General features: G+C 67.7%; 18 protein-coding genes. 8 read left to right on the plus strand and 10 right to left on the minus strand.

Features of this window, described 5'->3' with window-relative positions; translation table 11 throughout:
* Positions 1-36: 36 nt before the first annotated feature.
* Positions 37-537, minus strand: coding sequence for a methylated-DNA--[protein]-cysteine S-methyltransferase (locus tag ACWF5H_RS03765; protein ID WP_452034942.1), 501 nt, complete (start codon positions 535-537; stop codon positions 37-39).
* A 371-nt stretch (positions 538-908) separates the two neighbouring features.
* Here ACWF5H_RS03765 and ACWF5H_RS03770 point away from each other — a divergent pair, with 371 nt between their 5' ends.
* Together ACWF5H_RS03770 and ACWF5H_RS03775 are read left to right on the plus strand one after the other, a co-directional pair.
* On the plus strand, positions 909-1,379 hold the full coding sequence (locus ACWF5H_RS03770; RefSeq protein ID WP_452034943.1) for a MarR family winged helix-turn-helix transcriptional regulator: 471 nt from the start codon (positions 909-911) through the stop codon (positions 1,377-1,379).
* An 11-nt stretch (positions 1,380-1,390) separates the two neighbouring features.
* Complete coding sequence (locus ACWF5H_RS03775; protein ID WP_452034945.1) at positions 1,391-2,626, plus strand: MFS transporter; 1,236 nt, start codon at positions 1,391-1,393, stop codon at positions 2,624-2,626.
* Between the two features lie 3 nt (positions 2,627-2,629).
* Here ACWF5H_RS03775 and ACWF5H_RS03780 read toward each other — a convergent pair whose 3' ends face one another.
* Together ACWF5H_RS03780 and ACWF5H_RS03785 are read right to left on the minus strand one after the other, a co-directional pair.
* Positions 2,630-4,066, minus strand: coding sequence for an NAD(P)/FAD-dependent oxidoreductase (locus ACWF5H_RS03780; protein WP_452034946.1), 1,437 nt, complete (start codon positions 4,064-4,066; stop codon positions 2,630-2,632).
* Positions 4,063-5,772, minus strand: a complete 1,710-nt coding sequence (locus ACWF5H_RS03785) for an amidohydrolase (RefSeq protein ID WP_452034947.1) — start codon at positions 5,770-5,772, stop codon at positions 4,063-4,065. The genes ACWF5H_RS03780 and ACWF5H_RS03785 overlap by 4 nt, the downstream gene beginning before the upstream one ends.
* A 264-nt stretch (positions 5,773-6,036) precedes the next feature.
* On the opposite strand from ACWF5H_RS03785, the gene ACWF5H_RS03790 reads away from it, so the two are divergent.
* Together ACWF5H_RS03790 and ACWF5H_RS03795 are read left to right on the plus strand one after the other, a co-directional pair.
* Positions 6,037-7,080: an iron-siderophore ABC transporter substrate-binding protein gene (locus tag ACWF5H_RS03790; protein WP_452035340.1), complete on the plus strand. Its 1,044-nt coding sequence runs from the start codon at positions 6,037-6,039 to the stop codon at positions 7,078-7,080.
* A 140-nt stretch (positions 7,081-7,220) separates the two neighbouring features.
* Positions 7,221-8,441, plus strand: a complete 1,221-nt coding sequence (locus ACWF5H_RS03795) for an MFS transporter (RefSeq protein WP_452034948.1) — start codon at positions 7,221-7,223, stop codon at positions 8,439-8,441.
* On the opposite strand, the gene ACWF5H_RS03800 is transcribed toward ACWF5H_RS03795, so the two are convergent.
* From ACWF5H_RS03800 to ACWF5H_RS03830, 7 genes are all read right to left on the minus strand, one after another.
* Entirely contained in the window at positions 8,438-9,808 is a 1,371-nt protein-coding gene (locus ACWF5H_RS03800; RefSeq protein WP_452034949.1) for a short-chain fatty acid transporter, read from the minus strand. The genes ACWF5H_RS03795 and ACWF5H_RS03800 overlap by 4 nt on opposite strands.
* Before the next feature lie 109 nt (positions 9,809-9,917).
* Positions 9,918-11,009: a GTP pyrophosphokinase gene (locus ACWF5H_RS03805; protein ID WP_452034950.1), complete on the minus strand. Its 1,092-nt coding sequence runs from the start codon at positions 11,007-11,009 to the stop codon at positions 9,918-9,920.
* 107 nt (positions 11,010-11,116) lie between these two features.
* The gene (locus ACWF5H_RS03810) at positions 11,117-12,487 is read right to left on the minus strand and encodes an aminotransferase class III-fold pyridoxal phosphate-dependent enzyme (RefSeq protein ID WP_452034951.1); all 1,371 of its coding nucleotides are present in this window, start codon (positions 12,485-12,487) and stop codon (positions 11,117-11,119) included.
* Positions 12,488-12,563: 76 nt separating this feature from the next.
* Positions 12,564-14,057, minus strand: a complete 1,494-nt coding sequence (locus tag ACWF5H_RS03815) for a CoA-acylating methylmalonate-semialdehyde dehydrogenase (protein ID WP_452034952.1) — start codon at positions 14,055-14,057, stop codon at positions 12,564-12,566.
* A 176-nt stretch (positions 14,058-14,233) separates the two neighbouring features.
* Complete coding sequence (locus tag ACWF5H_RS03820; RefSeq protein ID WP_452034953.1) at positions 14,234-15,826, minus strand: 4-hydroxyphenylacetate 3-hydroxylase family protein; 1,593 nt, start codon at positions 15,824-15,826, stop codon at positions 14,234-14,236.
* A gap of 65 nt (positions 15,827-15,891) precedes the next feature.
* On the minus strand, positions 15,892-16,449 hold the full coding sequence (locus ACWF5H_RS03825) for a flavin reductase family protein (RefSeq protein WP_452034954.1): 558 nt from the start codon (positions 16,447-16,449) through the stop codon (positions 15,892-15,894).
* A gap of 188 nt (positions 16,450-16,637) precedes the next feature.
* Entirely contained in the window at positions 16,638-17,648 is a 1,011-nt protein-coding gene (locus ACWF5H_RS03830; protein WP_452034955.1) for a helix-turn-helix domain-containing protein, read from the minus strand.
* 236 nt (positions 17,649-17,884) lie between these two features.
* Here ACWF5H_RS03830 and ACWF5H_RS03835 point away from each other — a divergent pair, with 236 nt between their 5' ends.
* The 4 genes from ACWF5H_RS03835 (at position 17,885) to ACWF5H_RS03850 (ending at position 23,710) form a co-directional block, all read left to right on the plus strand.
* Positions 17,885-19,519: a PucR family transcriptional regulator gene (locus ACWF5H_RS03835; protein ID WP_452034956.1), complete on the plus strand. Its 1,635-nt coding sequence runs from the start codon at positions 17,885-17,887 to the stop codon at positions 19,517-19,519.
* A gap of 49 nt (positions 19,520-19,568) precedes the next feature.
* Positions 19,569-20,693: a glutathione S-transferase family protein gene (locus ACWF5H_RS03840; RefSeq protein ID WP_452034957.1), complete on the plus strand. Its 1,125-nt coding sequence runs from the start codon at positions 19,569-19,571 to the stop codon at positions 20,691-20,693.
* Between the two features lie 5 nt (positions 20,694-20,698).
* On the plus strand, positions 20,699-21,493 hold the full coding sequence (locus ACWF5H_RS03845) for a gamma-glutamyl-gamma-aminobutyrate hydrolase family protein (protein WP_452034958.1): 795 nt from the start codon (positions 20,699-20,701) through the stop codon (positions 21,491-21,493).
* A 510-nt stretch (positions 21,494-22,003) separates the two neighbouring features.
* Positions 22,004-23,710, plus strand: a complete 1,707-nt coding sequence (locus ACWF5H_RS03850; protein ID WP_452034959.1) for a DUF222 domain-containing protein — start codon at positions 22,004-22,006, stop codon at positions 23,708-23,710.
* Positions 23,711-23,776 lie beyond the last annotated feature (66 nt).

Raw genomic sequence — 23,776 nt, forward strand, 5'->3', positions numbered from 1 at the left:
GTAGACGGCTGCCGGCCCGGCTTCGTGAGGTGGGCATCAGAAGAGCTTGCCGGCTTTCACCTCGGCCGGCTCTTCCAGTTCCAGCAGGAACCGTTTGCGTTCCAGCCCGCCGGCGTAGCCCACCAAGGAGCCGTCCGCGCCGACCACCCGGTGGCACGGCACCACAATGGAGATCGGGTTCTGGCCGTTGGCGTGGCCCACTGCCTGCGCCAGATGCACATCGCCCAGCGCGGCCGCCAGCTGCCCATAGGAGCGGGTCTGGCCGTACGGGATCTCCCGCAGCAAGGCCCACACCTTTAGCTTGAAGGGGTCGCCCTTCGGCGCCAGCGGGAGGTCGAATTCCCGGCGCTGGCCGGCGAAATACTCCGCCAGCTGTTCCGTGACTGCTTCGAAGCCGACGGCGGTCCGCTCGCCGAACGTCGCGGCGTCCGGCATCCGTTTGTGGCTGGGGAAGTAGAGCGCGGTCAGCGAACCGTCCTCGGCGACGGCCGTCAGCTCCCCGAGCGGGGTATCGATGAGGGTGTGCACGCGGGTCATGGCGCTCCTTCGTCCGCTTCCATTCTCTCCTGTGCAGACGTTCCCGCGCCTCGAAACGTGAGGCTTCGGTTGGCTTTTATTGCGTGCTGGCAAACTACGGCTGGCTCTCGGCCTGCCGCCGTGCGGCGGCGTCGCGAAGTTCGGAGTTTTTCAGGCGCAGGAAACTGATCAGCAGGACCAGAAAGCCACACCACCAGCACGGCCATCCCGATCAGGAAGACGACGTACAACACCCCGAGTGTCGAAAACAATGCCATGCCACGTCCCTCTTGCTCCGGCCCCGACCAGTGCGGGGCAATCCGGGCCAGCCTACCGCCGTCCGGCTTAGGCCTCGACTTGCTTCAGAGAGCTAATAGTTAGACCATCTAACTATGCAGGATGAACAACTCGAGCTGTCCCGCCAACTGAGGCCGCTGCTGACCCGGATCTACCAGATGGTCCGCCGGCGCAGCCCGGGCTGGGACGTGACCGCCGCGCAGTCCTCGGTGCTGACCACGCTGATGGACAAAGGAAAACTGCGGATGGGTGAACTGGCCGCGCTTGAAGGAGTAAAAATGCCGACGGCCACGAGCGTGGTTGCCGGACTGGTCCGGATCGGTTTGGTGGAGCGGCTGGCCGACCCGAATGACCGGCGCCGCGTCCTGGTGGACCTGACCTCCGACGGGCGCTCGCAGATCGCCGCGCTCGCCGCCGAGCGGGACCTGGAATTTGCCCGCCTGCTGGCAGACCTGCAGCCCGAAGACCGGAACCTGCTGGCCGCCGCCGCGCCGGCCATGTCCCGACTGCTGGCTGTGGAAGCGGCAAACGGGCTGCCGGCCGAACAATCACCGGCCGAACACTGAGGAGAACAACCATGACCAACGTTGCGGCACCGCAACAACACGCCAAACTCACCGATGCGCTGAGGGGCCAGCCAAAATCCGTCTGGGTGACAGCCTTCGCCGCGGTCATCGCCTTCATGGGCATCGGCCTGGTGGACCCGATCCTCAATGTGATCACTGAGTCGCTGGGTGCCGAGCCGTCACAAACCACCCTGCTCTTCGGGTCCTATCTGGGCGTGCAGGTGGTGGCCATGCTGCTGACCGGCATGATGTCCTACCGGTTCGGGGCCAAGCGGACGCTGGTGGCCGGGCTGGTGCTGATCGTCATCGCGGCCGGGTTGTGCGCGGCGGCCGGTGACATCGAGACGCTGGTCTGGCTCCGCGCGCTCTGGGGCCTGGGCAACGCCTTCTTCATCGCCACCGCGCTCTCCGTGATTGTCGGAGCGGCCGCGGGCGGGCAGCAGGGTGCCATCCTGCTCTACGAGGCCGCTCTGGGGGTGGGGCTGGCGATCGGCCCGTTGCTCGGGGCCGTGCTGGGCAACATCAGCTGGCGCGGACCGTTCGCGGGAACTGCCATCCTGATGGCCGTCGGCGCCATCCTCTGCGTGAGCATGCTGGAGAAGGACAAGGACAAGTCCCACCGGCAGCCGGTGCGGCTGGTGGACCCGCTGCTGGCGCTGCGCAACCGCAGTCTGCTGCTGACCTCGATCGGGTCGGCGTTCTACACTGCGGCCTTCTTCGCGATCATCGCCTGGGCTCCCTTCGTGCTGGACGAGGGCGCGCTGTTCATCGGCTTCGTGTTCTTCGGCTGGGGTCTGTGCGTGGCCGTGTCCGGCGTTGTCCTGGCGCCGAAGGTCGCCGGCTGGCTGGGGGAGCGCGGTGGTGCGATCGCCGCCGTCGTGCTCTACGCGGTGATCCTGCTGGCCATGTCCACCGGCATCAAGTCGGTGGTGGTGACCGGGGTGGTGGTCTCCGGCATTGTTTCCGGGGTGCTGAATACGCTGTTCACGGGCAGCGCGATGAGCGCCGGTTCCGGACCGCGGGCGGTGAACAGCGCCGGCTACAACTTCATGCGCTGGCTCGGCGGCGCCGCGTCGGCCATCCTGGTGGGGCACGTGGCCGTATGGTTCGGTAACGTTTCCGCCCCGTTCTGGGCGGCGGCCGCCTGCAGCCTGATGGCCGCCGGCATGCTGCTGCTGCGCAAGCGTGAGGCGCCGGCCGACCCGCACACAGTGCCCGCCGATGCCGCGGCAATCGGGGCGGACTAGGGATTACGAGTCGAAGCCCATCCCCACCGCATCCATGGCTTTCAGCCAGGGGCCGCGGCGTCCTTGGTTGCGGTCGGCGCGGACCATGGCCGCGGTGGTGAGCTTGACCCCCAGCCAGGCGAGCGGCTCGGGCGGGAACGGCAGCGGCTTCTTCCGCACCAGCTGCAGCCGGGTGCGCTCGGTCGGTTGGCCGGAGAGCAGGTCCAGCATCACGTTGGCGCCGAAGCGCGAGGCGCCCACCCCCAGCCCGGTGAAGCCGGCGCAGTAGGCCACCCGGCCGCCGTACGCGGTCTCGAAGAAGGAGAAAAAGCGGCTGCAGGTGTCAATGGCGCCGCCCCACGCGTGGCTGAAGCGGACGTCGGCCAGCTGCGGGAAGGTTGCGTAGAAATGGGCGGCCAGGCGACGGAACGTTTCCGGGCGCTGCTCGTGGCTGTGCCGCAGCGACCGGCCGTAATGGTAGACGGCGTCGTACCCGCCGAACAGCATCCGGTCCCGCCCGTCGGCGTCGGTGGTCAGCCGGTAGTAGTGGAACCGGTTGTCATTGTCCGAGAGGCCGAACCGTTCGGCCCAGCCGAGGGCTTCGCGCTGCACGCCGGTGAGCGGCTCGGTCATCAGGGCGTAGTCGTACACCGGGACGGTGTGCAGCCGGGTGCGCGCCAGCAGCGACGGGAAGGCATTGGTTGCCAGCGCCACCCGCCCGGCTGCCACCGAGCCGAAGTCAGTGCGCAGCGCCATTAACCCCGCCCGCCCTGCCACGGAACGTACCGGGGTGTGTTCATAGATTTCGACGCCGGCGCTCAGGCACGCGTCGCGCAGTCCCCACGCCAGCCTGGCCGGGTGCACCAGCGCCGTCCCCTGCCGGTCCCGTAATCCCGCGCGGTAGGCCGGCGAGGCGACCTCCCGCTGCACGGCGGACCGGTCCAGGAACTCCAGCGCCGGGTCTTCGGCGGCTTCCTCCCGGAGCCATGCCACGTGGTGCTCTTCGGTGGCCACCGAGAGTGTTCCGGTCCGCTCGAAACCGGCATCGATTCCGTACCGGACCAGGGTTTGTTCGATCTCGTCCAGGTTCTGCAGGCCCAGCTTGCCCAGCAGTTCGGTCTCCTCCGGCAGATGTCTCTGACCGTTAGCGCTGCCATGCGTCAGGCTGGCCTCGCAGAATCCGCCGTTGCGGCCGGAGGCGGCCCAGCCGATCCGGTTGCCCTCCAGCAGCACCACCGAGCGGTCCGGGTCGCGTTCCTTGGCCAGCAGTGCGGTCCACAGGCCGGTGTAACCGCCGCCGACCACCGCCAGGTCCGCCGTCACCGGGCCACGCAGCGGCGGCAGCGACTCCGGGCGGGACGGATCGTCCAACCAGTAAGGCGTGGCGGATGCCCCGGCCAGCGCCGCGTCGATCCGGGCGGCGGGGATCTCTTCTTCTGCCCGGTCGTAGAACGTTTTCATGCCCGTACCGCCTGTCGCTCGAACACCGGTTCGCCGGCCACGAACGTCATGTCCGTGCCGACGCTATGCAGTTCCGCCGCCGGCAAGCTGAACGGATCGGCGCTCAGCACCACCAGATCGGCCGGCGCACCGGGAACGATCCGGCCGCCGTCGTCATGGCGGTTCAGCCAGGCCGAGCCGGAGGTGTAGGCCGCCAGCGCCGCCGCCAGGGAAAGCGCCTCGCCCGGCAGCAGCGGCCCGTCCGAGCCGTCGTCGGGGTGGCTGCGGTTGACCGCCACGTGGATGGCCTGCCACGGATCCGGAGAGGAAACGGGCCAGTCCGAACCCATCGCCAGCCGGGCGCCGGACTCCGCGAGGGACTGGAACGGGTACTGCCAGCCGGCGCGCTCCTCGCCGATCAACGGCACGGTCAGCTCGCGCATTTGGGCGTCGTTGCAGGCCCAGAGCGCCTGCAGGTTGGCGGTGACGTCCAGTTCGGCGAAACGGGGCACGTCGGCGGGGTGGATGATCTGCAGATGGGCCATGTGGTGCCGCCCGGTGCCGCGGCCGTTGACCCGGCGGGCATGTTCGACGGCGTCCAGCCCGTCGCGCACGGCACGGTCGCCGATCACGTGGAGATGCAGGTCGAACCCGGCCGCGTCCAGTGCCGCCACCACCGCCACCAACACGTCCTTGGGCAGGTAGCTCAGCCCGCGGTCGTCGGGCGCACCGCCGTCGTTCGCTGCCAGACCTTCACAGGCGCACGGCTGAAGGTACGGCTCCAGCATGGCCGCCGTCCGGTTCTCCGGCACTCCGTCCACCATGATTTTGGCGCTGGTGGTGCGGAAATCGGCAGCCGCATTCTGCTCCCGCCGCGCGACGAACTCGGCCACCAGATCCGGAACCGACTCCACCGTGGTGGACCGCGGCACCCAGAGAGCTCCCGCGGCACGGCCGGTCAGCCGGTCCTGTTCCAGCAGCGTCCGGTAGGCGGCGCTGGCCTCCGGATAGCCGGCATAGTCGCCCAGGATCGCCTCCTGCCAGCCGGTGACGCCCACCGAGTGGAGGTAGCGCTGGGCTTCCAACAGCCCGGCCTGCATCTCCTCGACGGTGGCGCGCGGAATGGCCCGGTTCACCAGGTCCATGGCGCCCTCATGCAGCGTCCCGCTCGGGAAGCCTGCGGCGTCGCGCTCCAGCACTCCGTCCTCGGGATCGGGGGTCGCGGCGTCGAGTCCGGCCAGTTCCAGTGCCCTGGTGTTGACCCAGGCGCTGTGGTGGTCGGCGTTGACCAGATAGACGGGCCGGTCCGGAACCACCGCGTCCAGCACCTCGCGGGTGGGATAGCCGCCCGGAAAATCGGCCTTGTGCCAGCCTCCGCCGGTGATCCAAGCGTTGCCGGGCGTCGAAGAGTCGGGCCCCGCGGATCCGGCTGCGGCGGATGCGACCTGCGCCAGCACGGCCTCGGCTCCGGCACAGTGTGAGAGGTCGCAGCCCAGCCGTTCCAGCCCCGCCATGACCGCGTGCACGTGCGCGTCGGTGAAGCCCGGTGCCAGCAACCGGCCCCGCAGGTCAACGGGCGTGGCATCCGGCCCCGCGGCAGCCCGGACGTCTGCATCGGATCCGACGGCGGTGACCACACCGTCCGAGACGGCAACCGCGGTGGCCGCCGGATGCAGGCGCAGGCCATCGAAGATCCTGCCGGAGTGGAAAATCCAACCTGCCGCCATGGCCGCTCCTGGGTCACCGGCCTGTGCCGGAAATGAACGAGTTTCACTTATGACACAGGGGGCGGGGAGCTTTGTCAACGGTTCCCGGTCCGGCTCCCGCTTCCGGGTCCTGCTGCCGGTGGCGGAAATCCCGACCCGGCAAGGCGGCGGCGCGCCGCCGTCGAAATACGCAACAAAGTAGTTGCTTATTCCAACTGAGCATAGGCTACCCTTACTTTTGTTTGTTCCTTTGATTCGAGGAGGCCCCACGTGGGCGTTTCACGCATGCGCGGTCTGGTAGCTGCCGCCGCCGTCGTCCTGTTGTCCCTGACCGCCTGCTCCACCGGCCCCGCCGGCGGAGATTCCGAAGGCGGCCAGTCAGCCGCAGCGACGGACCAGTTCCCGGTCACCGTTGAACATGCGTTCGGCGAGACGGTGATCGAAGAGCAGCCCGAGCGCGTGGCCACCGTGTCCTGGGTGAATTCCGATGTGGCCCTGGCCTTGGGCGTGGTTCCGGTCGGCATGCCGAAGGAAGACTGGGGCGGCAATGAGAACGGCTCCACTCCCTGGCGGGACGCCAAGCTGGAGGAGCTCGGCGCGGCGATCGGCACCGAGAACGCGCCCACGCAGTACTCCGAGGTGGACGGAATCGCCTTCGACGAGGTGGCCGAACTGGCTCCTGACGTCATCCTGGCGGCGTACTCCGGCCTGACCCAGGAGGACTATGACACGCTGAGCAAGATCGCCCCGGTCATCGCCTACCCGGAGACCCCATACGGCACCGACTGGCAGGACTCCACCCGGATGATCGGCCAGGCGCTGGGCCTGAGCCAGCAGGCCGAGGACCTGGTCGCGGAGACCGAGCAGACCATTGTGGCCAAGGCGTCCGAGTACCCGCAGCTGGCGGGCAAGAGCTTCATCTACGGCAACCTTGAGCCGGCCAAGGGCGACGGCGTCAATGTCTACACCGCCAACGACAACCGGCCGAAGTTCCTGACCAGCATCGGCATGGTGCAGGCGGACGTGGTCACCGACGCCACCAAGGACTCCGGCGAATTCTTCATCCCGTGGTCCGCAGAGAAGGCCAACGAGCTGGCTTCCGACGTGTTCGTGACCTGGGTCCCGGATGATAAGACCGCGCAACAGATCACCACCGACCCGCTGCTGGGCCAGATCCCCGCCATCAAGAACGATGCGCTGGTGGCGGACTCGGACAACACCCTGACGCTGTCCATCTCCGCGGCCTCGCCGCTGAGCCTGCCGTGGGCGCTGGACACCTTCCTGCCGATGCTCGGCAAGGCGGCTGACGCGGCGGACGCAGCCAAGTAACAGCCCCGCTTTCCCTTCCAGTACGACGGCGGAGGGGCACCCGCCGTGCGGAACTCCGGTTCCTGCGCGGACAGGGTGCCCCTTTCTGTGTCCCGTCGCATACAGTTGCCTGAGACTACCTACCGTGGAAGGGAGTGGCGGTGCGGGAAACCCGCGGGACCAGCCGGGCGCTGTCGGCCGGGGTGCTGATTGCCGGCATTCTGGTGGTGGCCGCCAACCTGCGCCCGGTGCTGACCAGCGTGGGCCCGCTGCTGGACCAGATCGGCGCGGAGACGGGACTGGGCGTTGCCGCCCTGGGCGTGCTGGCCGCGGTGCCGCTGCTGGCCTTCGGCGCGGTGTCCCCGCTGGCCCACGGCCTGAGCGAGAAGTTCGGCGTCGAACGCACGGTCTTCGGTGCCCTGCTGCTGCTGGTGGCGGGCACGTTGCTGCGTCCCATCCCGGGCTCGCTCGCGAATCTATGGATCGGCACCATGCTGATCGGTGCCGCCATCGCTGTCTGCAACGTGATGCTCCCGGCACTGCTCAAACGCGACTTTCCGGAGCGGATGGCCTCGCTCACCGGAGGTTATTCCGCCGTGCTCGGCGGCTGTGCCTCGCTGGGCGCCGGACTTGCCGTGCCGCTCTCGCTGGTTCCGGTCGGCGGCGAACCGGCCGGCTGGCGCTTCGCGCTGACGGCCTTCGTGGTGCTGGCGGTGCCTGCCGTGCTGCTCTGGCTGCCCCGCCTACGCCGGGGCAGCCGGCTTGCCGGCCAGGCCCGTGAAGCGGCCGCCGCGCCGGCCCTGGTCAGGGGCTCGGTCTGGAAGTCCGGGATCGCCTGGCAGGTGACGCTGTACATGGGCTTGCAGTCAATGATTTTCTACATTCTCATCACCTGGCTGCCCACGCTGGAACGCTTCCACGGCCGCAGCGGGCTGGCGTCCGGCTGGGACCTGATGATGTTCCAGTTGATCGGCGTGGTGTCCAGCCTGATGACGCCCGTGGCGCTCCGCGGGCCGACGCAGCGCCTGGCCGCCTCGGGCCCGCCGCTGCTGGTGCTGGCCGGGGTGCTGGGCATCCTGCTGATGCCCCAGATCATGCTGTTCTGGGTGCTGGTGGCCGGTTTCGGCTGCGGCAGCTCCCTGGTTACCGCGCTCTCGCTCTTCGGCCTGCGCACCCGCACGCACCGCGAAGCGAGCGCCCTCTCCGGGATGGCCCAGTCGATCGGTTATCTGCTGGCCGCGGCGGGTCCGCCGATCTTCGGCGGACTCTTCGCCGCGTCCGGAGCCTGGGCGGCTTCCCTGACCTTGCTCTGCGTCATCGCGGTCCTGCAGGCGGCGACCGGCTTGCTGGTGGGGCGGGACCGCTTCGCCTTCGCCGGCTAGCCCGCGCCGACAATCAGCATGGTGGCCGCGAACACCAGGCCGGAGGCGATTAGTGTGACCATGGTGTAGCCGAGGATGTCCCGCATCTTCAGTCCGGCGATGGCCAGCAGCGGCAGGGCCCAGAACGGCTGGATCATGTTGGTCCACTGATCGCCGTAGGATACGGCCATGATGGCGACGGCGGGGTCCACGTCCAGCCGGGCCGCGGCGTCGAGCATGATGGGGCCCTGGACGGCGAACTGGCCGCCGCCGGACGGGACGAAGAAGTTCACCAGCCCGGCGGAGAGCAGCGCCAACACCCCGAAGGTCTGCGGCGTGCTGATGTCCACGAAAAGGTCGGAGAGCACCGTGATCAGCCCGGTGGCGGTCATGATCCCCATGATCCCGGCGTAGAGCGGGAACTGCAGCAGGATGTCGCCCACGTTGGATGCCGCATTCTTGATCAGGGCGATCAGCTCGAACGGGTTGCGTACCAGCAGGAAAATCAGTGCCAGGAAGGACCAGTTGACGATGTCCAGCGTCAGCGTGCCGCCGGTGCCGAAGTGGATGGCCAGATAGGACACCAGTGCCAGCCCGACGAGCAGCGTCAGGATGCGGCTGGCATCGAGCCGGTCCGCCGGGGTGACCACCTCGTCGTCGTAGTCCGCCTCACCGTCGCGGGCATCGATTTCCAGTTCCACGATTTTGTCATCGCCGCGCGGAGCCACCAGGGACAGCGCCGCACCCACCACAATCACGGTGGCGATGGCGGCCAGGATGTTCCAGAGCGAGAAGGTGGTTTCGCTGACCGGAATGGTGCGGCCGATCTGCTCGGCCAGGAAGGAACCTTCCGTCGCGGCGGTCAGCGGGCCGGAACCCGAGTAGCCCATGTGCCAGACCACGAAGCCGGAGAAGGCGGCGGCCACCAACATGGGGAAATGCAGCCGGATGCCCTTGGCCCTCAACTGTGCGGCGACTTCCTTGGCCAGCAGGGCGCCGACCACCAGGCCCAGGCCCCACGTGAGCAGCGACGCCGCGGCCGCCACCACGAAGACGAAGACGTAGGCCTGGACCGGGCCGCGCGGCACACCGCCGAGGAAGGAAAGCAAGCGGCGGACCGGCCGGGTGTTCGCCAGCGTGTGGCCCAGCAGCAGGATCAGCGCCATTTGCGTCATGAAGGACAGCAGGCCGGACAGCCCGTCGCCCCAACCCTGCACTACCTCCACCGGGCTGGAGCCGGTCAGGACCAGAGCCATGATCGCCACGACGACCGTCAGGACTATCGCGAAGACCATCGCACTGGGGATGAACCGTTCAACGAGGGAGTTGACCGGCCGCATGGCGGCGGAGACCGGATTGGATCGCGTCTTCTGGCTGGTGGGGGACATTCCACCTCCTGCTCGGATCCGCAGCCACCTCGCCGCGGATCATCAACGTTTCACCACAGCGTAGGTAACCGCCGCCACGAAACCTAGGTGCCAGGTGCCGGAGGAGACCTTACATGCCCAAGCGGTACGTCTCCAGCTGCCGGAACCGGCGCTGCAGCGACTCGCGCCGGTGGACGTCCTCGCCGGCGGTGAGTTCGATGTGGCTCCGGCCGAAGCGCCAGAGCAGCAGGTCGTCCAACAGCCGGTCCGGGCCCGGGGAGTAGCGGTGCTCCAGTGCGGCGCGGACATCGGTGATGGTTTCCGGATTCAACAACGCGGCCAGTTCGGTGGTGGTCTTCAGACCGTGCGCGGCCAGCAGTTCCGCCGCCCAGCCCCAGTCGTCGTCGGACTTGCGGTCCACATGCGGCAGCAGGGTCTGCCACACCTCGCGGACCCGGCGGGGCGTCAGCGGCGCCGCACCTTCGCCCTCTTCGTCCCAGTAGCCGGTGACCGTCTCATACCGCTCGTGCAGTTCGGCAAAGGCCGACTCGACCGCCTCCAACATGGCTGCCGTCGCGGTGAACTGACGGTCGAAGTAGGGGCTCCAGGCGCGCGGATCCGAGGACTTGAAGCGGATATCGTGCTCGAGTTCGGACCACGCGTGCGACAGGATCGTGCGGATCTGGACCTCGAAGAGGTAGCTGCCGGTGGCGCGGGCCGGTTCGCCCAAGGCTTGCTGGTAGGCCTTGACCGTGTTGTTCTGCAGCGTGCGCAGGATCAGGTGGCGGCTGGCGTAGCCATAGGTGCCGGACTCGATCGAGCCGATGTCTTTCTCGCGGTCGGCACGGCAGTCGAAGTCGCTGCGCTGCCGTTTGATCAGCGCCGCGGCCTCCCGGATTTCGTGCGGCAGGCTCACGATCACCCGGACGCCGACCAGATCGTGGATCTCCCGCAGCGGATCGGGGAACTCCAGTGCCGGGGCATCACCCGGTTCGGCCGGCTGCAGCATCCGCGACGCCTTGTCACGGAACGAGTCGACGCTTTTGGTCCGCGCGGTGACGAACAGCGGCGTCAGCTCGGCGGAGCGGAAGATGTCCCGGATGCCCGACTGCAACTGGGACGTGACGGTCGCCAGCGCCGGGCGGACCCGCTCGTACTGCGCGGTGTTGGCCTCCACCTGCGCCCGCAGCCGCTCGTCCAACCGGTCCCAATGAATGCCCATGCGCGCGTGGTTCTCCTGCGGTAGGTGTGTGTGGCTGAAGAACAACCTACCAAGGCCCGCCCCCGAGGGCCGGTACCGGGCAGTTCCCCGGTCCGGCCCGCCGAGCCTCAGCCCGCGGCGTGCGCGTCCGCCAGCGTCAGCGCCTCGTCCAGGATGGCCAGGCCGGTCCGGGCGTCCTGGACGCTGATGTTCAGCGGCGGCACCACGTGGATCCGGTTGAAGTTGGCGAACGGCAGCAGCCCACGGGACTTGCACGCCGCGATCAGCTCGTTCATCTCCGGGCTGGAGGCGCCATACGGTGCCAGCGGCTCGCGGGTGGCACGGTTCCGCACCAGCTCCACCGCCCAGAAGGCGCCGACGCCGCGCACTTCGCCGACCGAGTGATGTTTCGCCGCCAGCTCCGCGAGCCCGGGGCCGAACACCTCGGTACCCAGCGAAGCGGCATGCTCCACCATCTGCTCCTCGCGCATCGCGTTGATCGTAGCCACCGCCGCGGCGCAGGCCAGCGGATGTCCGGAGTAGGTCAGGCCGCCCGGATAGACCCGCTCGGCGAAGGTCGAGTAAATCGCCTCGGAGATCGCCACGCCGCCCAGCGGCACGTAGCCGGAGTTCACGCCCTTGGCGAAGGTCAGCAGGTCCGGCACCACGTCCGCATGGTCAATCGCGAACCACTTGCCGGAGCGGCCGAAGCCGGCCATCACCTCGTCGGCGATGAACACGATCCCGTACTTGGTCGCCAGTTCGCGGACACCCTGCAGGTAGCCGGCCGGCGGCACCATGATGCCCGCGGTGCCCGGGATGGACTCCAGCACGATCGCAGCGAAGCGGTCGGCTCCCTCCAGCTGGATGGTGGTTTCCAGATGCTCCAGCGCTCGCTGGCATTCCTGTGCTTCGTCCTCGGCATGGAACTGGCTGCGGTACAGGAACGGGGCATGGAAGTGGACCGTGCCGGCATTCCCGTAGTCGTTGGCCACCCGCCGCGGGTCGCCGGTAATGTTCACGGCCAGCGCGGTGCCGCCGTGGTAGGAGCGGTAGGCGGAGAGCACCTTGTAGCGGCCGGTATGCAGCCGGGCCATCCGCACCGCATGCTCCACGGCCTCCGCGCCGCCATTGGTGAAGAAGATCCGGTTCAGGTCGCCGGGGGTCAGCTCGGCGATCAGCCGGGCGGCCTCCGAGCGGGCGGCGTTCACGTGCTGCGGCGCCACGGTGCACAGCAGCCCGGCCTGTTCCTGGATCGCTGCCACCACCTTGGGATGTTGGTGGCCGATGTTCGTGTTGACCAGCTGGGAAGAGAAGTCCAGCAGCTTGTTGCCCTCGCCGTCCCAGACCCAGGAGCCCTCCGCCCGGGAAATAACCATGGGCGTGATCAGTTCCTGCGCGGACCAGGAATGGAACACGTGCTGGCGGTCCAACTGGTACGCGCGGCGGCCGGCTTCCAGTTCCTCGGCGCTCAACGCGGTGCCGGTGGTGGTGGTCATCTGACTCTCCTTAAACTACGACGGCGGACGGTTGGCTCGGCGGCAGCTGCGGCCGGCGCGTGCCGGCCCCGCCGAATCAGGCATTCTGCGGGAAACCCAAGTTGATGCCGCCGTGGCTCGGGTCCAGCCAGCGGGTGGTCACCACCTTGCCGCGGGTGAAGAAGTGCACGCCCTCGGAACCGTGTGCGTGGCTGTCGCCGAACAGCGAGTTCTTCCAGCCGCCGAACGAGTAGTACGCCATCGGCACCGGGATCGGCACGTTGATGCCCACCATACCCACCTGCACCTCGTTCTCGAAGCGGCGGGCGGCCCCGCCGTCGTTGGTGAAAATCGCCGTGCCGTTGCCGTACGGGTTGTTGTTGATCAGCGCCAGCCCCTCGTCGTAGCCAGGCACCCGCACCACGGACAGGACCGGCCCGAAGATCTCGTCGCTGTAGATGGACATCTCCGGCGTCACCCGGTCGAACAGCGTCGGGGCCAGGAAGAAGCCATCGCCCTCGGCATCCGGTTCCACGGTGCGACCGTCCAGCACCAGTTCGGCGCCCGCGTCCTCGCCCGCCGAGATATAGCCGGCCACCTGGTCCCGGTGCGCTGCCGTGACCAGCGGCCCCATGTCCGTGCCGCGCATGCCGTCGCCCACGCGCAGCTTCGCCGTGCGTTCGGCGATCTTGGCCACCAGTTCGTCGGCGACCGATTCCACCGCTACCACCGCGGAAATCGCCATGCAGCGCTCGCCCGCGGAGCCGTAGCCGGCGTTGACCGCGGCGTCAGCGGCCAGGTCCAGATCCGCATCCGGCAGCACGAGCATGTGGTTCTTCGCCCCGCCCAGCGCCTGCACCCGCTTGCCGGAGGCGGTACCGCGCTCGTAGACGTAGCGGGCGATCGGCGTCGAACCAACGAAGGAAACGGACTTGATTTCCGGATGCTCCAGCAGCGCGTCCACGGACTCCTTGTCGCCGTGCACCACATTGAACACGCCGTCCGGCAGCCCCGCCTCCTTCCACAGCTCGGCCAGCCAGTTGGCCGCCGTCGGATCCTTCTCGCTGGGCTTGAGCACCACCGTGTTGCCGGCAGCGATGGCCACCGGGAAGAACCACATGGGCACCATCGCCGGGAAGTTGAACGGGGAGATGATCGCAGCCGGCCCCACCGGCTGCCGCAGCGAATGGACATCCACCTTGGTGGAAGCATTCTCCGTGTAGCCGCCCTTGAGCATGTGCGGGATGCCGCAGGCGAACTCCACCACCTCCAGCCCGCGGGACACCTCGCCCAGCGCGTCGTCCAGCACCTTGCCGTGCTCGGCCGTGATGATCGCGGCGAGTTCGCCCTTGCGGGCGTTCAGCAGTTCGCGGAAGGTGAAGAGGATCTGCACCCGGCGCGCCAGCGACGTGTCCCGCCACGCCGGAAACGCTGCCGCCGCTGCCTGCACCGCTTGATTGACGACGGCGGTGCCCGCCAGGGCCACGCGGGAGGAGACTTTGCCGGTGGCCGGGTTGGTCACCTCGCCCAGCCGGCTGTCCGGGTCAGGGGTAACGTAGCTGCCGTCGATCCAGTGCTGGATGGTCTGCATGGTGCTCCTCGGGTAGCGGGATTTTATTCATCGTCCAGCACCACGCCCGGACCGCACCACTGACACCCTGTCGGAAGTAAGCCGGTGCGGTTTACATTGTGTAGCCCCACCGATTAGTAACGCCGAGGCGCCCTGGATCGGCTGGGAATAACCGATCCAGGGCGCCCATGGCAGAGTCAGCGCTTGAGGAAGATGCTCACGTCCTCGTTTCCGATGAGGTCGGGGACGGTCCAACCATCGAGGTCGTATTCGGCCATGCAGGTCTCCGCCATGCCCTTCATCGACGCGGTGGTGCCGTTGGCCTCGGCGAGCATGAGCGTCTCCAGCTTGACTGCTTCGTGATTGCCCGCATAGTTGCGCTCGTAGAGTTCGTGCCGGCCGCCGAACTCGGTGCCGATCGCGTCCCACAAGAGTTTCATGAGCTTGACGCGGTCAACGGCCTGGACGCCTTCGGAGCCGCGGATGTACTTGTCAAGGTACGGGCGGATCTCGGGGGTCTTGAAGTCGAGTGCGCTGGAATTAAGGTAGATGAGACCGGAGGCGACATCCTGCTCAATGATTTCTTTGATCCTCGGGTAGCCCACCGACATGAACATGCGGTAGGCCATGGCGTAGTCGACCTTGGGCAGGACCGTGCCGTTGGGTCCCGCGTCCGGGTTGAGCGCCATCCCGTCGGCGAGAGCGTAGAACATGTTGCGCCAGCCGATCACCTCGCCGGCCCGCGTCTGCACGCCCCGAAAGTCTTTGGTGCCCGTAATCTCGAGCGCCTTGAGGAGCAGGCCTGCGATGAAGTCGAGCTTAACGGCTAGGCGGATGACACCCTGGAACGAGAAGCGGTTGAGGAAGCCGGTCGCCGGGGTGAAATTGTTCATCTTCTCGACGTCGCCGTAGGAGAAGACATTTTCCCACGGAACGAGCACGTTGTCGAAGACGAATACGGCGTCATTCTCGTCGAGTCGCGAGGAGAGCGGATAATCGAACGGAGTGCCCATAACAGCGGCCTGATGCGAGTAAGAGGCGCGGGAGATGAGCTTGACGCCCGGCGCGTCCATCGGGACCGTGCAGATGAGTGCGAACTCCTTGCGTTTGATCGGCAGGCCGTAGTGGGCGATGAAGTTGTACTGCGTGATGGCTGAGCCGGTGGCAACCACCTTTGCGCCGGAGACGATGAGTCCGGCGTCCGTCTCCTTCTGCACCTTCATGAACACGTCGCCGGCCTGCTCCGGGGGAAGGTGGCGATCCACCGGCGGGTTCACGATCGCGTGGTTCCAGTAGAGAACCTTCTCCTGGGACTCCTTGTACCACCGGCTGGCATTCGCTTGGTACGGCTCGTAGTACTCGGGGTTGCCGCCGAGCGTGCCGAGGAATGAACCCTTGTAGTCCGGCGAGCGGCCGAGCCACCCGTAGGACATCCGCGCCCAAGTCTCGATCGCGGTGCGCGAGGCCTTGAGATCCTCGACGCCGCGGGCGGCCTTAAAGAAGGGGTGGGTCTGACCGCCCGAACCTGTGTCGGTCGGCACCAGCAGTTTGTCCGCCGTCTCCTCGCGGTGGAAGGCGTCGTAGAGGCGGGCGACCATGCGCACCGAGTTGCGGAAGGCCGGGTGGGTTGTGACGTCCTTGACGCGCTCGCCGTATATCCACACTTCGCGGCCATCGCGGAGCGACTCGATGTATTCGTCGCCGGTTTGCGGCTTGAGCGGGTTCGCCGGCGTGGTGCGGGCACTCATGTCGGATTCTGTGGCGGTGGGCTGGTCGAGGATGTCAGTCATGGTGTATTTCCTTTCGGCGGCCTCGGCCGCGGGGCCGTGGCGTGGATGGGTCGATTGCGGCTTGCTCAGGTTGATGCGAGTGAGGGAAAGGATGTGAAGTGGGCCCCGTGGCCGTCGCCGCAGTAGTCCCACGGCGCGCCTCCGACGAGGCCGCCCAGGTGGTGGAACTTTCCGCCGAAGAAGAGCAGCGGTGGTACCGGCGTAACGTCAAGTGCCGCGACCTCGCCGATGACGATGAGATGATCGCCGCCGTCGTAGACGTTCCACGGCCGGCATTCGAGGGTCGCCGTGTTGCCCGCAAGTACCGGGACGCCGGTGACGCTCTTGCCCCAGGCAGGCCCACCCTTCATGGGGCGACCGGCGAAATGGAGACAGGTGTCCTGTTGCGCGAGGCTCAGGACATTGATCGCGAACGGTTGCCCCACCACGCAGTCGGCGAGCTTTGATTCGCGCATGAGGGTGACTTGCGCGAGCGGCGGGTCCAAGGAGACCGAAGTGAACGCGCTGACGGTGGCGCCATGGGTCTCGCCGTCGTCATTCTGGGTGGTGACAACCGTGACCCCGGTGCCGAAGCGCCCGAAGGCGTGCCGCAGCTCCTTTGGGTCGATGGGGGAGGTGATCATGTCGGGTTCTCCTCGTGTGGTCCAGTCTCTCTGCCAACGTCACACGAGTGTTCCACGTCACATTTGCTGCAGGGGGCAATCCTGCGGCATCTGTCCGCGGGCTGCAAAAAGGTGTCCGGGGAGTACAAAAACCGACCGAAAGCCGTCACCGCAACTGCCGCAAATACTTGGCACCATAAACGGAGAGGTCAATGCGGCAGGGCCAGTCCGTCGGCGCGTGCGTCACGACGGGCGTTGAGCGGCGTCATGCCGAAATGACCTTTGAAGACGCGCGTGAAGTAGGCCTGCGAGGTGAATCCGCAGCGGGCCGCGATGGCCGCGATCGGCGTCTTCGCCTCCACGGGGTGGGCGAGGAGCGCTGCGGCGTGCTCAAGCCGCCGAGCCAGAACGTAGGCGCCGGGAGGCTTCCCGGCCTCCACGAAAACGCGCGTGAGGTGCCGCTCGCTGATACCCACCGCCTGGGCGATCTGGGCGGGGCACAGATTCGGATCGCCAAGGTGGTCTTGGATAAAGCATCTGGCTGCGGCGAAGTAGCCCTCGGGCATGCCTGCTCCCGACCCGGCAGCTAGAAGGCGCAGCAGTTCGATGGCCGAGCCCTCGACCGTCACCGGATCCAGGGCGGTCGATGGCGCCGGGCCAGCATCGTTGCCCATTGCCGCCGCGAGGGTGTTCCGGACAAGCCTCGCGAGCGCGAGCATGTGCCGGTTCGCGGGACCTGTTTCCCGGAAGTCGAAGACGACTGGCTTGGTAGGAGGTTTGCCGCCCGAGAGGGCAAGGTATTCGTCACGCGGTATGGTCAGGACCATTTCCTCGACCCCGCCGTGGAATCCGCGCTTGAAAGGCTGGTCGGCGTCGTAGATGACTGCCTGGCCCGGGCGCAGAGTCTCGAAGCCTCCGGGGTAGTAGAAGAACGCCTCGCCCTTGAGCGCAAAGAAAACGCCGACCACATCCATGGGGTGCTTCCGGATATACCTCTGGTTGCGCTCAATGACCTGGGCACTCCCGCGGACTTGGGCGAGCCGAAGCGATGGGAAATGCAGGTTTATCTCTGCAGCCGCGAGCGGGGACTCGTCCATGGTCCGGATGTCGAGGTCAATGAGCGCCTTGGAATTGTGGATCGACCAGAGCTCCATCCGGCTGGGCTGTGGGATCCCCTTGGTCGAGAACTGGAGCGAGCGGGGGGTGGAAGACGGAGACATCGTTGGTCCTTCCAGCTTCGAGCGGCGCTGCCCGGGAACGGTGGGACAGTGTCGGGGGAGTTGCCCCGACGGCCAGGATGCAGGGTGGTACTCAGTGAGACAGGACTCGGCCAGCCGGGAAAGACTTGCCTTCCGCTCAGCAGAAGCGTTCTGACAGAAGCTTGGCAACTCCCGCATTTCCGGCGATGTGGCTGACATCCTGCTCCGAAAAACCGAATACGACTTACACTGTGTCAATGCAATTGACCGTCGGGGACGTCCTTGAGCTGGAGGTGGTGCGCGCAGGCGGACCGGAAGTGCTAGCCGGAGCGGATGGGCTCGCCGCCCCGGTTCGCTGGGTGCATGTGGCCGAGCTGAAAAGCCTGTCAGGCCTGCTGGAAGGCGGTGAGCTGGTCCTTACCACCGGAATGGCATTCGAGGACTCCGCTGCTGAAGCCGGGCGCTACCTCGCCGAGCTGGCAGCGGCGGGGGCGGCCGGCGTCATCGTCGAAATTACCTCCGATCGGCCCCAAACTGCTGCCGCATTGCGCCAAGCCGCCCGCAATGCCCTGCTGCCGGTGATCCTGCTGGCCCAGCGAATCCGATTTGTTGAGGTTACCGAAGTGGTGCACCGCCTGCTGGTGACCAGCCAGCTGGCGCAGCTGGAACGGTCGCGGCAGGTGCACGAGGTCTTCACCAACCTCAGCCTGGAGAATGCGCCACCGGAGCAGATTGTGCACCGCGCTGCTGAGCTGCTCGGTGCACCGGTGGTGCTGGAAGACGTGGCGCACATGGTGCTGGCGTTCGCGACGTCCGGTGTGCCCGCACCGGAACTGCTGGCAGATTGGACGGATCGCTCTCGGCTGGTGCACTACCGCGAGGAAACGACGCATGCCGGTACGGAAGGCTGGCTGCAGACTCCGGTGGGCCTGCGTGGTCAACGCTGGGGCCGTCTGGTGGTGCCCGCGGACGCTCGGGTCCCCGCCGTCGGCCACTCGGGACCGGATCTCCACACCGATGCCGGAGCTGCCATGGTGCTGGAACGGGCCGGCCAGGCGCTGACCATCAACCGGATGGCCGAACGGGACCAGCGCGAACTCGGCCATCAAGCGCGCGCCGGATTGCTGCATGAACTCCGCCGGCCCGGAGCCCTTGAAGAGAGCGACGCCGTGACTCGGGCGGCGGCACTGGGGCTGCTACCCGCTCCCGACTACCTGCCAGTGGTTTTCCGGCTCGTTAAGCAGCCAGGCGAGGAACCGATAGAGCTGCAGCGGCGTGAGCGGGCGCTGCTGGAACTGCTGCAGCGGGTACTGGCGGGCGCGCGGGTCTCCGGGCTGCCTGCCAGCCTGCAGTCCGGAACCATCGGATTGCTGGTCGGCCTGCCCGCCCGGCAGCTTGAGGACCCGGTGCTGGAGCGGCTGTGCGGGCAACTGGCCGAGCATGCTGTGATCGACTGGACGGTTGGCGTTGGCCGCGGCCGGCCGGACCTGCTGGCTGCCGCAGCAGGGCTCGACGAAGCCGCGCACGTGGCCGAATCCGCGGCGGGGCTTGGCTCCGGCGCAGGGCTCGGCGGCGGCCGGCGGTTCTACCGATCGGCCGATGTCCGGCTGCGCGGACTGCTCTCCATGCTGCGCGACGATCCGCGCGCGGCCGCCTTCGCGGACGCCGAACTCGCCCCCATTGCCCGGGACACCGAAGCCCTCGACCTGCTCCTGCACTACCTGGAATCCGGAGGCAACAAGGCTCAGCTGGCCCGCAACGGCTACCTCAGCCGCCCCACGCTGTACGCCAAGCTGGCGCGGCTGCAGGAGAAGCTGGGCGTCCCGCTCGACGACGCCGAGTCGCGGACCTCGCTCCACGTTGCGCTGCTGCTGCACAAGCTGCGCAGCTAGCGAACGCCGGCCCATCCCACCGAAGCCCACCCGCGGATATGGTGGAAGCATGAGCCACACCAGCGATACGGCACAATTCAGCACCAAAGGCGCCTACGTCCACAGCGGCGAGGATTTCGCCCGGGACACCAGCTACATCGAGGACCGGATTGTGGCCGACCCCGACGCCGTCCGTGCCTCGGACGGACCGACCGGCGGCACCATCGGCAACCCGCACGGCGGGCTCGGCGACGGCGCCAAGGCCTGGCCGGTGGAGGCTGGCCGCTACCGTCTGGTTGCCGCCCGCGCCTGCCCCTGGGCCAACCGCGCCATCATCGTGCGCCGGCTGCTCGGGCTCGAAGACGCCATCTCGCTGGGCCTGCCCGGCCCCACCCACGACGCCCGCTCCTGGACCTTCGACCTGGACGCCGACGGCCGCGACCCGGTGCTGGGCACCGAGCGCCTGCAGGAGAACTACTTCAAACGCTTCCCGGACTACCCCCGCGGCATCACCGTGCCGGCCATGGTCGAGGAGGCGAGCGGCGCCGTCGTCACCAATGACTACCCGCAGATGACACTGGACTTCTCCACTGAGTGGAAGGATTTCCACCGCGACGGCGCCCCGGACCTGCTCCCGGCCGACAAGCTCGACGAGATGCAGCCGGTGATCAAGCGGATCTACACCGAGGTCAACAACGGCGTCTACCGCTGCGGTTTCGCCGGCTCTCAGGAAGCCTACAACGCCGCCTACGACCGGCTCTGGGCCGCCATGGATTGGCTCGAGGAGCGCCTGGCCAACCAGCGCTACCTGATGGGCGACACCATCACCGAAGCCGACGTCCGCCTCTTCACCACGCTGGCCCGTTTCGACGCTGTTTACCACGGCCACTTCAAGTGCAACCGGAACAAGCTGAGCGAGATGCCCGCGCTGTGGGGCTACGCGCGCGACTTGTTCCAGACTCCGGGCTTCGGCGACACCACCGACTTCGTGCAGATTAAGCAGCACTATTACATCGTGCACGAGGACATCAACCCCACCCGGATCGTCCCGCAAGGCCCGGATCTTTCCGGCTGGCTGACCGAGCACGGCCGCGAAGCCCTCGGCGGCAGCCCGTTCGGAAACGGGACCGCGCCGGGCCCTGTGCGGGAGTCCGAACGTGTCATCCCCGGCCACAATCCGCTCTACCCCGCCTGAGCGCCATGTCCGGCCCGGTGAATGGCGACGGCGGTGCCAGCCCGGTGAGTGACGACGGCGGTGCCAGCCCGCGGATTGCCGTCAGCTTCGCGCGGGACGCGCCGACCCATCCGGCGTGGTTCTCCAAGGATCTGGCGGATTTGGCCCAACGGGCCGCCGCCGGCCTGAGCGCCGCCGGAGCGGAACCCATCGTCCTGAATTCGGCCTCCGGCCACGTCTTCAGTGCCCTGGATTACGACGGCGTGGTCATCCTCGGGGGCGGCGACGTGGACCCGGCCCGCTACGGGGGCGACACTGACGAACCGACCGTCCACTGCGTGGATACCGGAGTTGATGAGACCGAAATTGACCTGGTCAACGGCGCCATCGAGAACGGTCGGCCCGTGCTCGGCATTTGCCGCGGGCTCCAGCTCATCAACGTCGCCTTCGCCGGCTCGCTGATCGAAGACCTAGGCCCGGATTCCCTCCACAAGATCCACCAGCCGCAGCCGCCCATGGCCAGCCACCCGATCCAGATCGCACCCGATAGCCTGCTGGGCACAGCACTCGGCGCCGACTCCATTACAGTCCGGTCCGGACACCATCAAGCGGTCCGCCGGCTCGGCGACCGGCTGCGGGTGGTGGCTACCGCCGCCGACGGCGTGGTCGAGGCTGTGGAACTAGCCCGCCCCGATGAAGGCTGGCTGCTCGCCGTGCAATGGCACCCCGAAGAGCCCGGCTCGCCCGACGGCCAACTCCAGTCGTTGCTCAAACCCTTCGTCGAAGCCTGCAGACAGACTCCCGTGGGCTGGGCTGGGTAGGGGCAATCCGTCCGGGCAGCGAATCAAGTCCAGGCAACCGAATCTGATCCAAACAAGCGAATCGGGCCTCGCTTAGCGTCTGACATCAGGCGGTTTGGTCTTGAGTCGTAGCCGTCAGCCGCCGTTCCTCACGAGTGCCACGTTCCCCATCAGTGCCATGTTGCTGACCGTTTGCGAGCAGGTCTGTCACCTGCTGGTGCATCAGCACACGTTTGGCCAGTCAGGCCAGATCAGGACCAGCCGTTTGGCGGGTGCGTGGCCTCCCCATGGCGGCCCAATTTCCCTGGCAGCCGAAAATGTCCGACCGGGCTAATAGGCTGATTTCAGTTGCAGTTCAGCACCAATCGCTGGCCACCGGGTTGGGTTTTCCCGGTGGCGTCTGCGGGCTTTGGTCCGCGACCGTTCGTAGTCGATGTCGCGCCTCCTGGGGCGCGCTGAAGATTGAGACGCACCTTGGTTGATCCGGCAGTACCTGAACCATCGGCGGCGGTCCCGCCTGTTGGCGGTGGAGTGCCCTCTGCCGGCGCGCAGTACGACGGCGCCACAGCCGCAGACGGCGGAGCATCCGCTACAGGTCTTGCCGCGCACGGGCTGCCGTCGGTCACCGGGTTCGCGGTGTCGTTGCCTACGGTTGATCTGGAGGCGCCGGCGGCGGAGTTGGTGGACCAGCTCAGCGCGAGGGAGAACGCCAAGGACGCGATCGCCGCGGAGCAGGCCAGACTCATGGTCGCGCTGGATCAGCGGATCCGGGCCGAGCGGGCCGCCAAAGGCGTGCCCGCCGCCCGGCAGGGTGAAGGGATTGCCAAGCAGGTCGGGTTGGCGCGCCGGGAGTCCCCGAACCAGGGCGCGTTGCTGCTGGGCCGGGCCAAAGTCCTGGTCCATCAGATGCCACACACGCTCCAAGCCCTCGAAACGGGGAAACTGAACGAGCGGCGGGCGGCGATCCTGATCAGCGAAACCGACTGCGTGAGCCCGGAGCACCGGGCGGCCGTGGATAAGGAGCTGGCCGGCAACCCGGACCGGCTGCACGGGCTCGGGAACCGGCGGCTGGAGGCCGAAGCCAAACGCGCCGCCTACCGGCTGGACCCGCACGCGGTGGTGAAGCGGGCCGCGAAGGCCGAAGCGGACCGGTATGTCTCCTCTCGGCCCGAACCCGATGTGATGGTCTCCGTCCGAACCCTGCTGCCGGTGGTGCAGGGGGTCGCGGTGATGGCCGCACTCAAGCAGGAAGCGGACCGGCAGGCCAACGCCGGGGACCCCCGGACCCGGGGGCAGGTGATGGCCGATACCGTGTTTGAACGCGTCACCGGCCGCACAACCGCCGACCCGGCCACCCTCGAAGTCCAGCTAGTGATGACCGACCGGGCAATGCTGCAGGGCGAGAACGAACCGGCCCGGCTGACCGGGTACGGCATCGTCCCGGCCCAGTACGCCCGCGACCTGATCCGCCTGCCCCAAGACCCGCCACCCGGATCCCAACCGGGGACCGGAGACAGCCCGCCCGGCAGCGGTTTCCGGCGGAAGGCTCCGCCGGCCGGGACCGAGCCGGGCTGGAAGACCGCCCGCGAACAGGGCCGGCAGGTACGGCTGCGGAACCTGAAAGTCGGCGGCGTGGAGGACGTCTGGATTAGGCGGCTGTACACCGCGCCGGGAGACGGGCAGCTGCTGGGCATGGACTCGAAGGCCCGGAAATTCCCGGACGGCATCCGGCGGATGGTCATGGCCAGGGACGCGTCCTGCGCCGGTCCCTGGTGCGACGCGCCGATCCGGCACATCGACCACATCGTCGCCTGGTCCGAGGGCGGTCCCACAACCCTGGCCAACGGCCAGGGCCTGTGCGAACGCTGCAACCAGTCGAAAGAAGCCGACGGCTGGTCAGCCAAACCCATCGGCGAACCCCGCCACGCCGTGGAGACCACCACCTCGACCGGCCACACCTACGCTTCCACCGCACCACCACTACCCGGCACCACAGTAAGCAGGCCCACTGCAGCGGCGGCGGCTGCACCCCGGCCCGGAACCCATGCCATCGGGGCGACGGCAGCGGCGGTGGATGTGCCGAGTGGAAAGCGAACTGCTGCAGGGCCGCGGTTCTTGGTGGAGGCTGCCCTTCGGCAACCAGGCGCTGCCGACAGCGGCCGTCCTGGCAGCGGTACGGAGAGTGGCTGGGCGGTTGTCCGCATCCCGCGGGAAAAGCTGATTCGGCCTGCAGCCTGACGGGAAGGCGCGGCGTGGGAACCAGAACGGATGGTTCCCACGCCTCCGCGGAGCCGTTCCCACATC

Source organism: Arthrobacter sp. NPDC055138 (assembly GCF_053607305.1).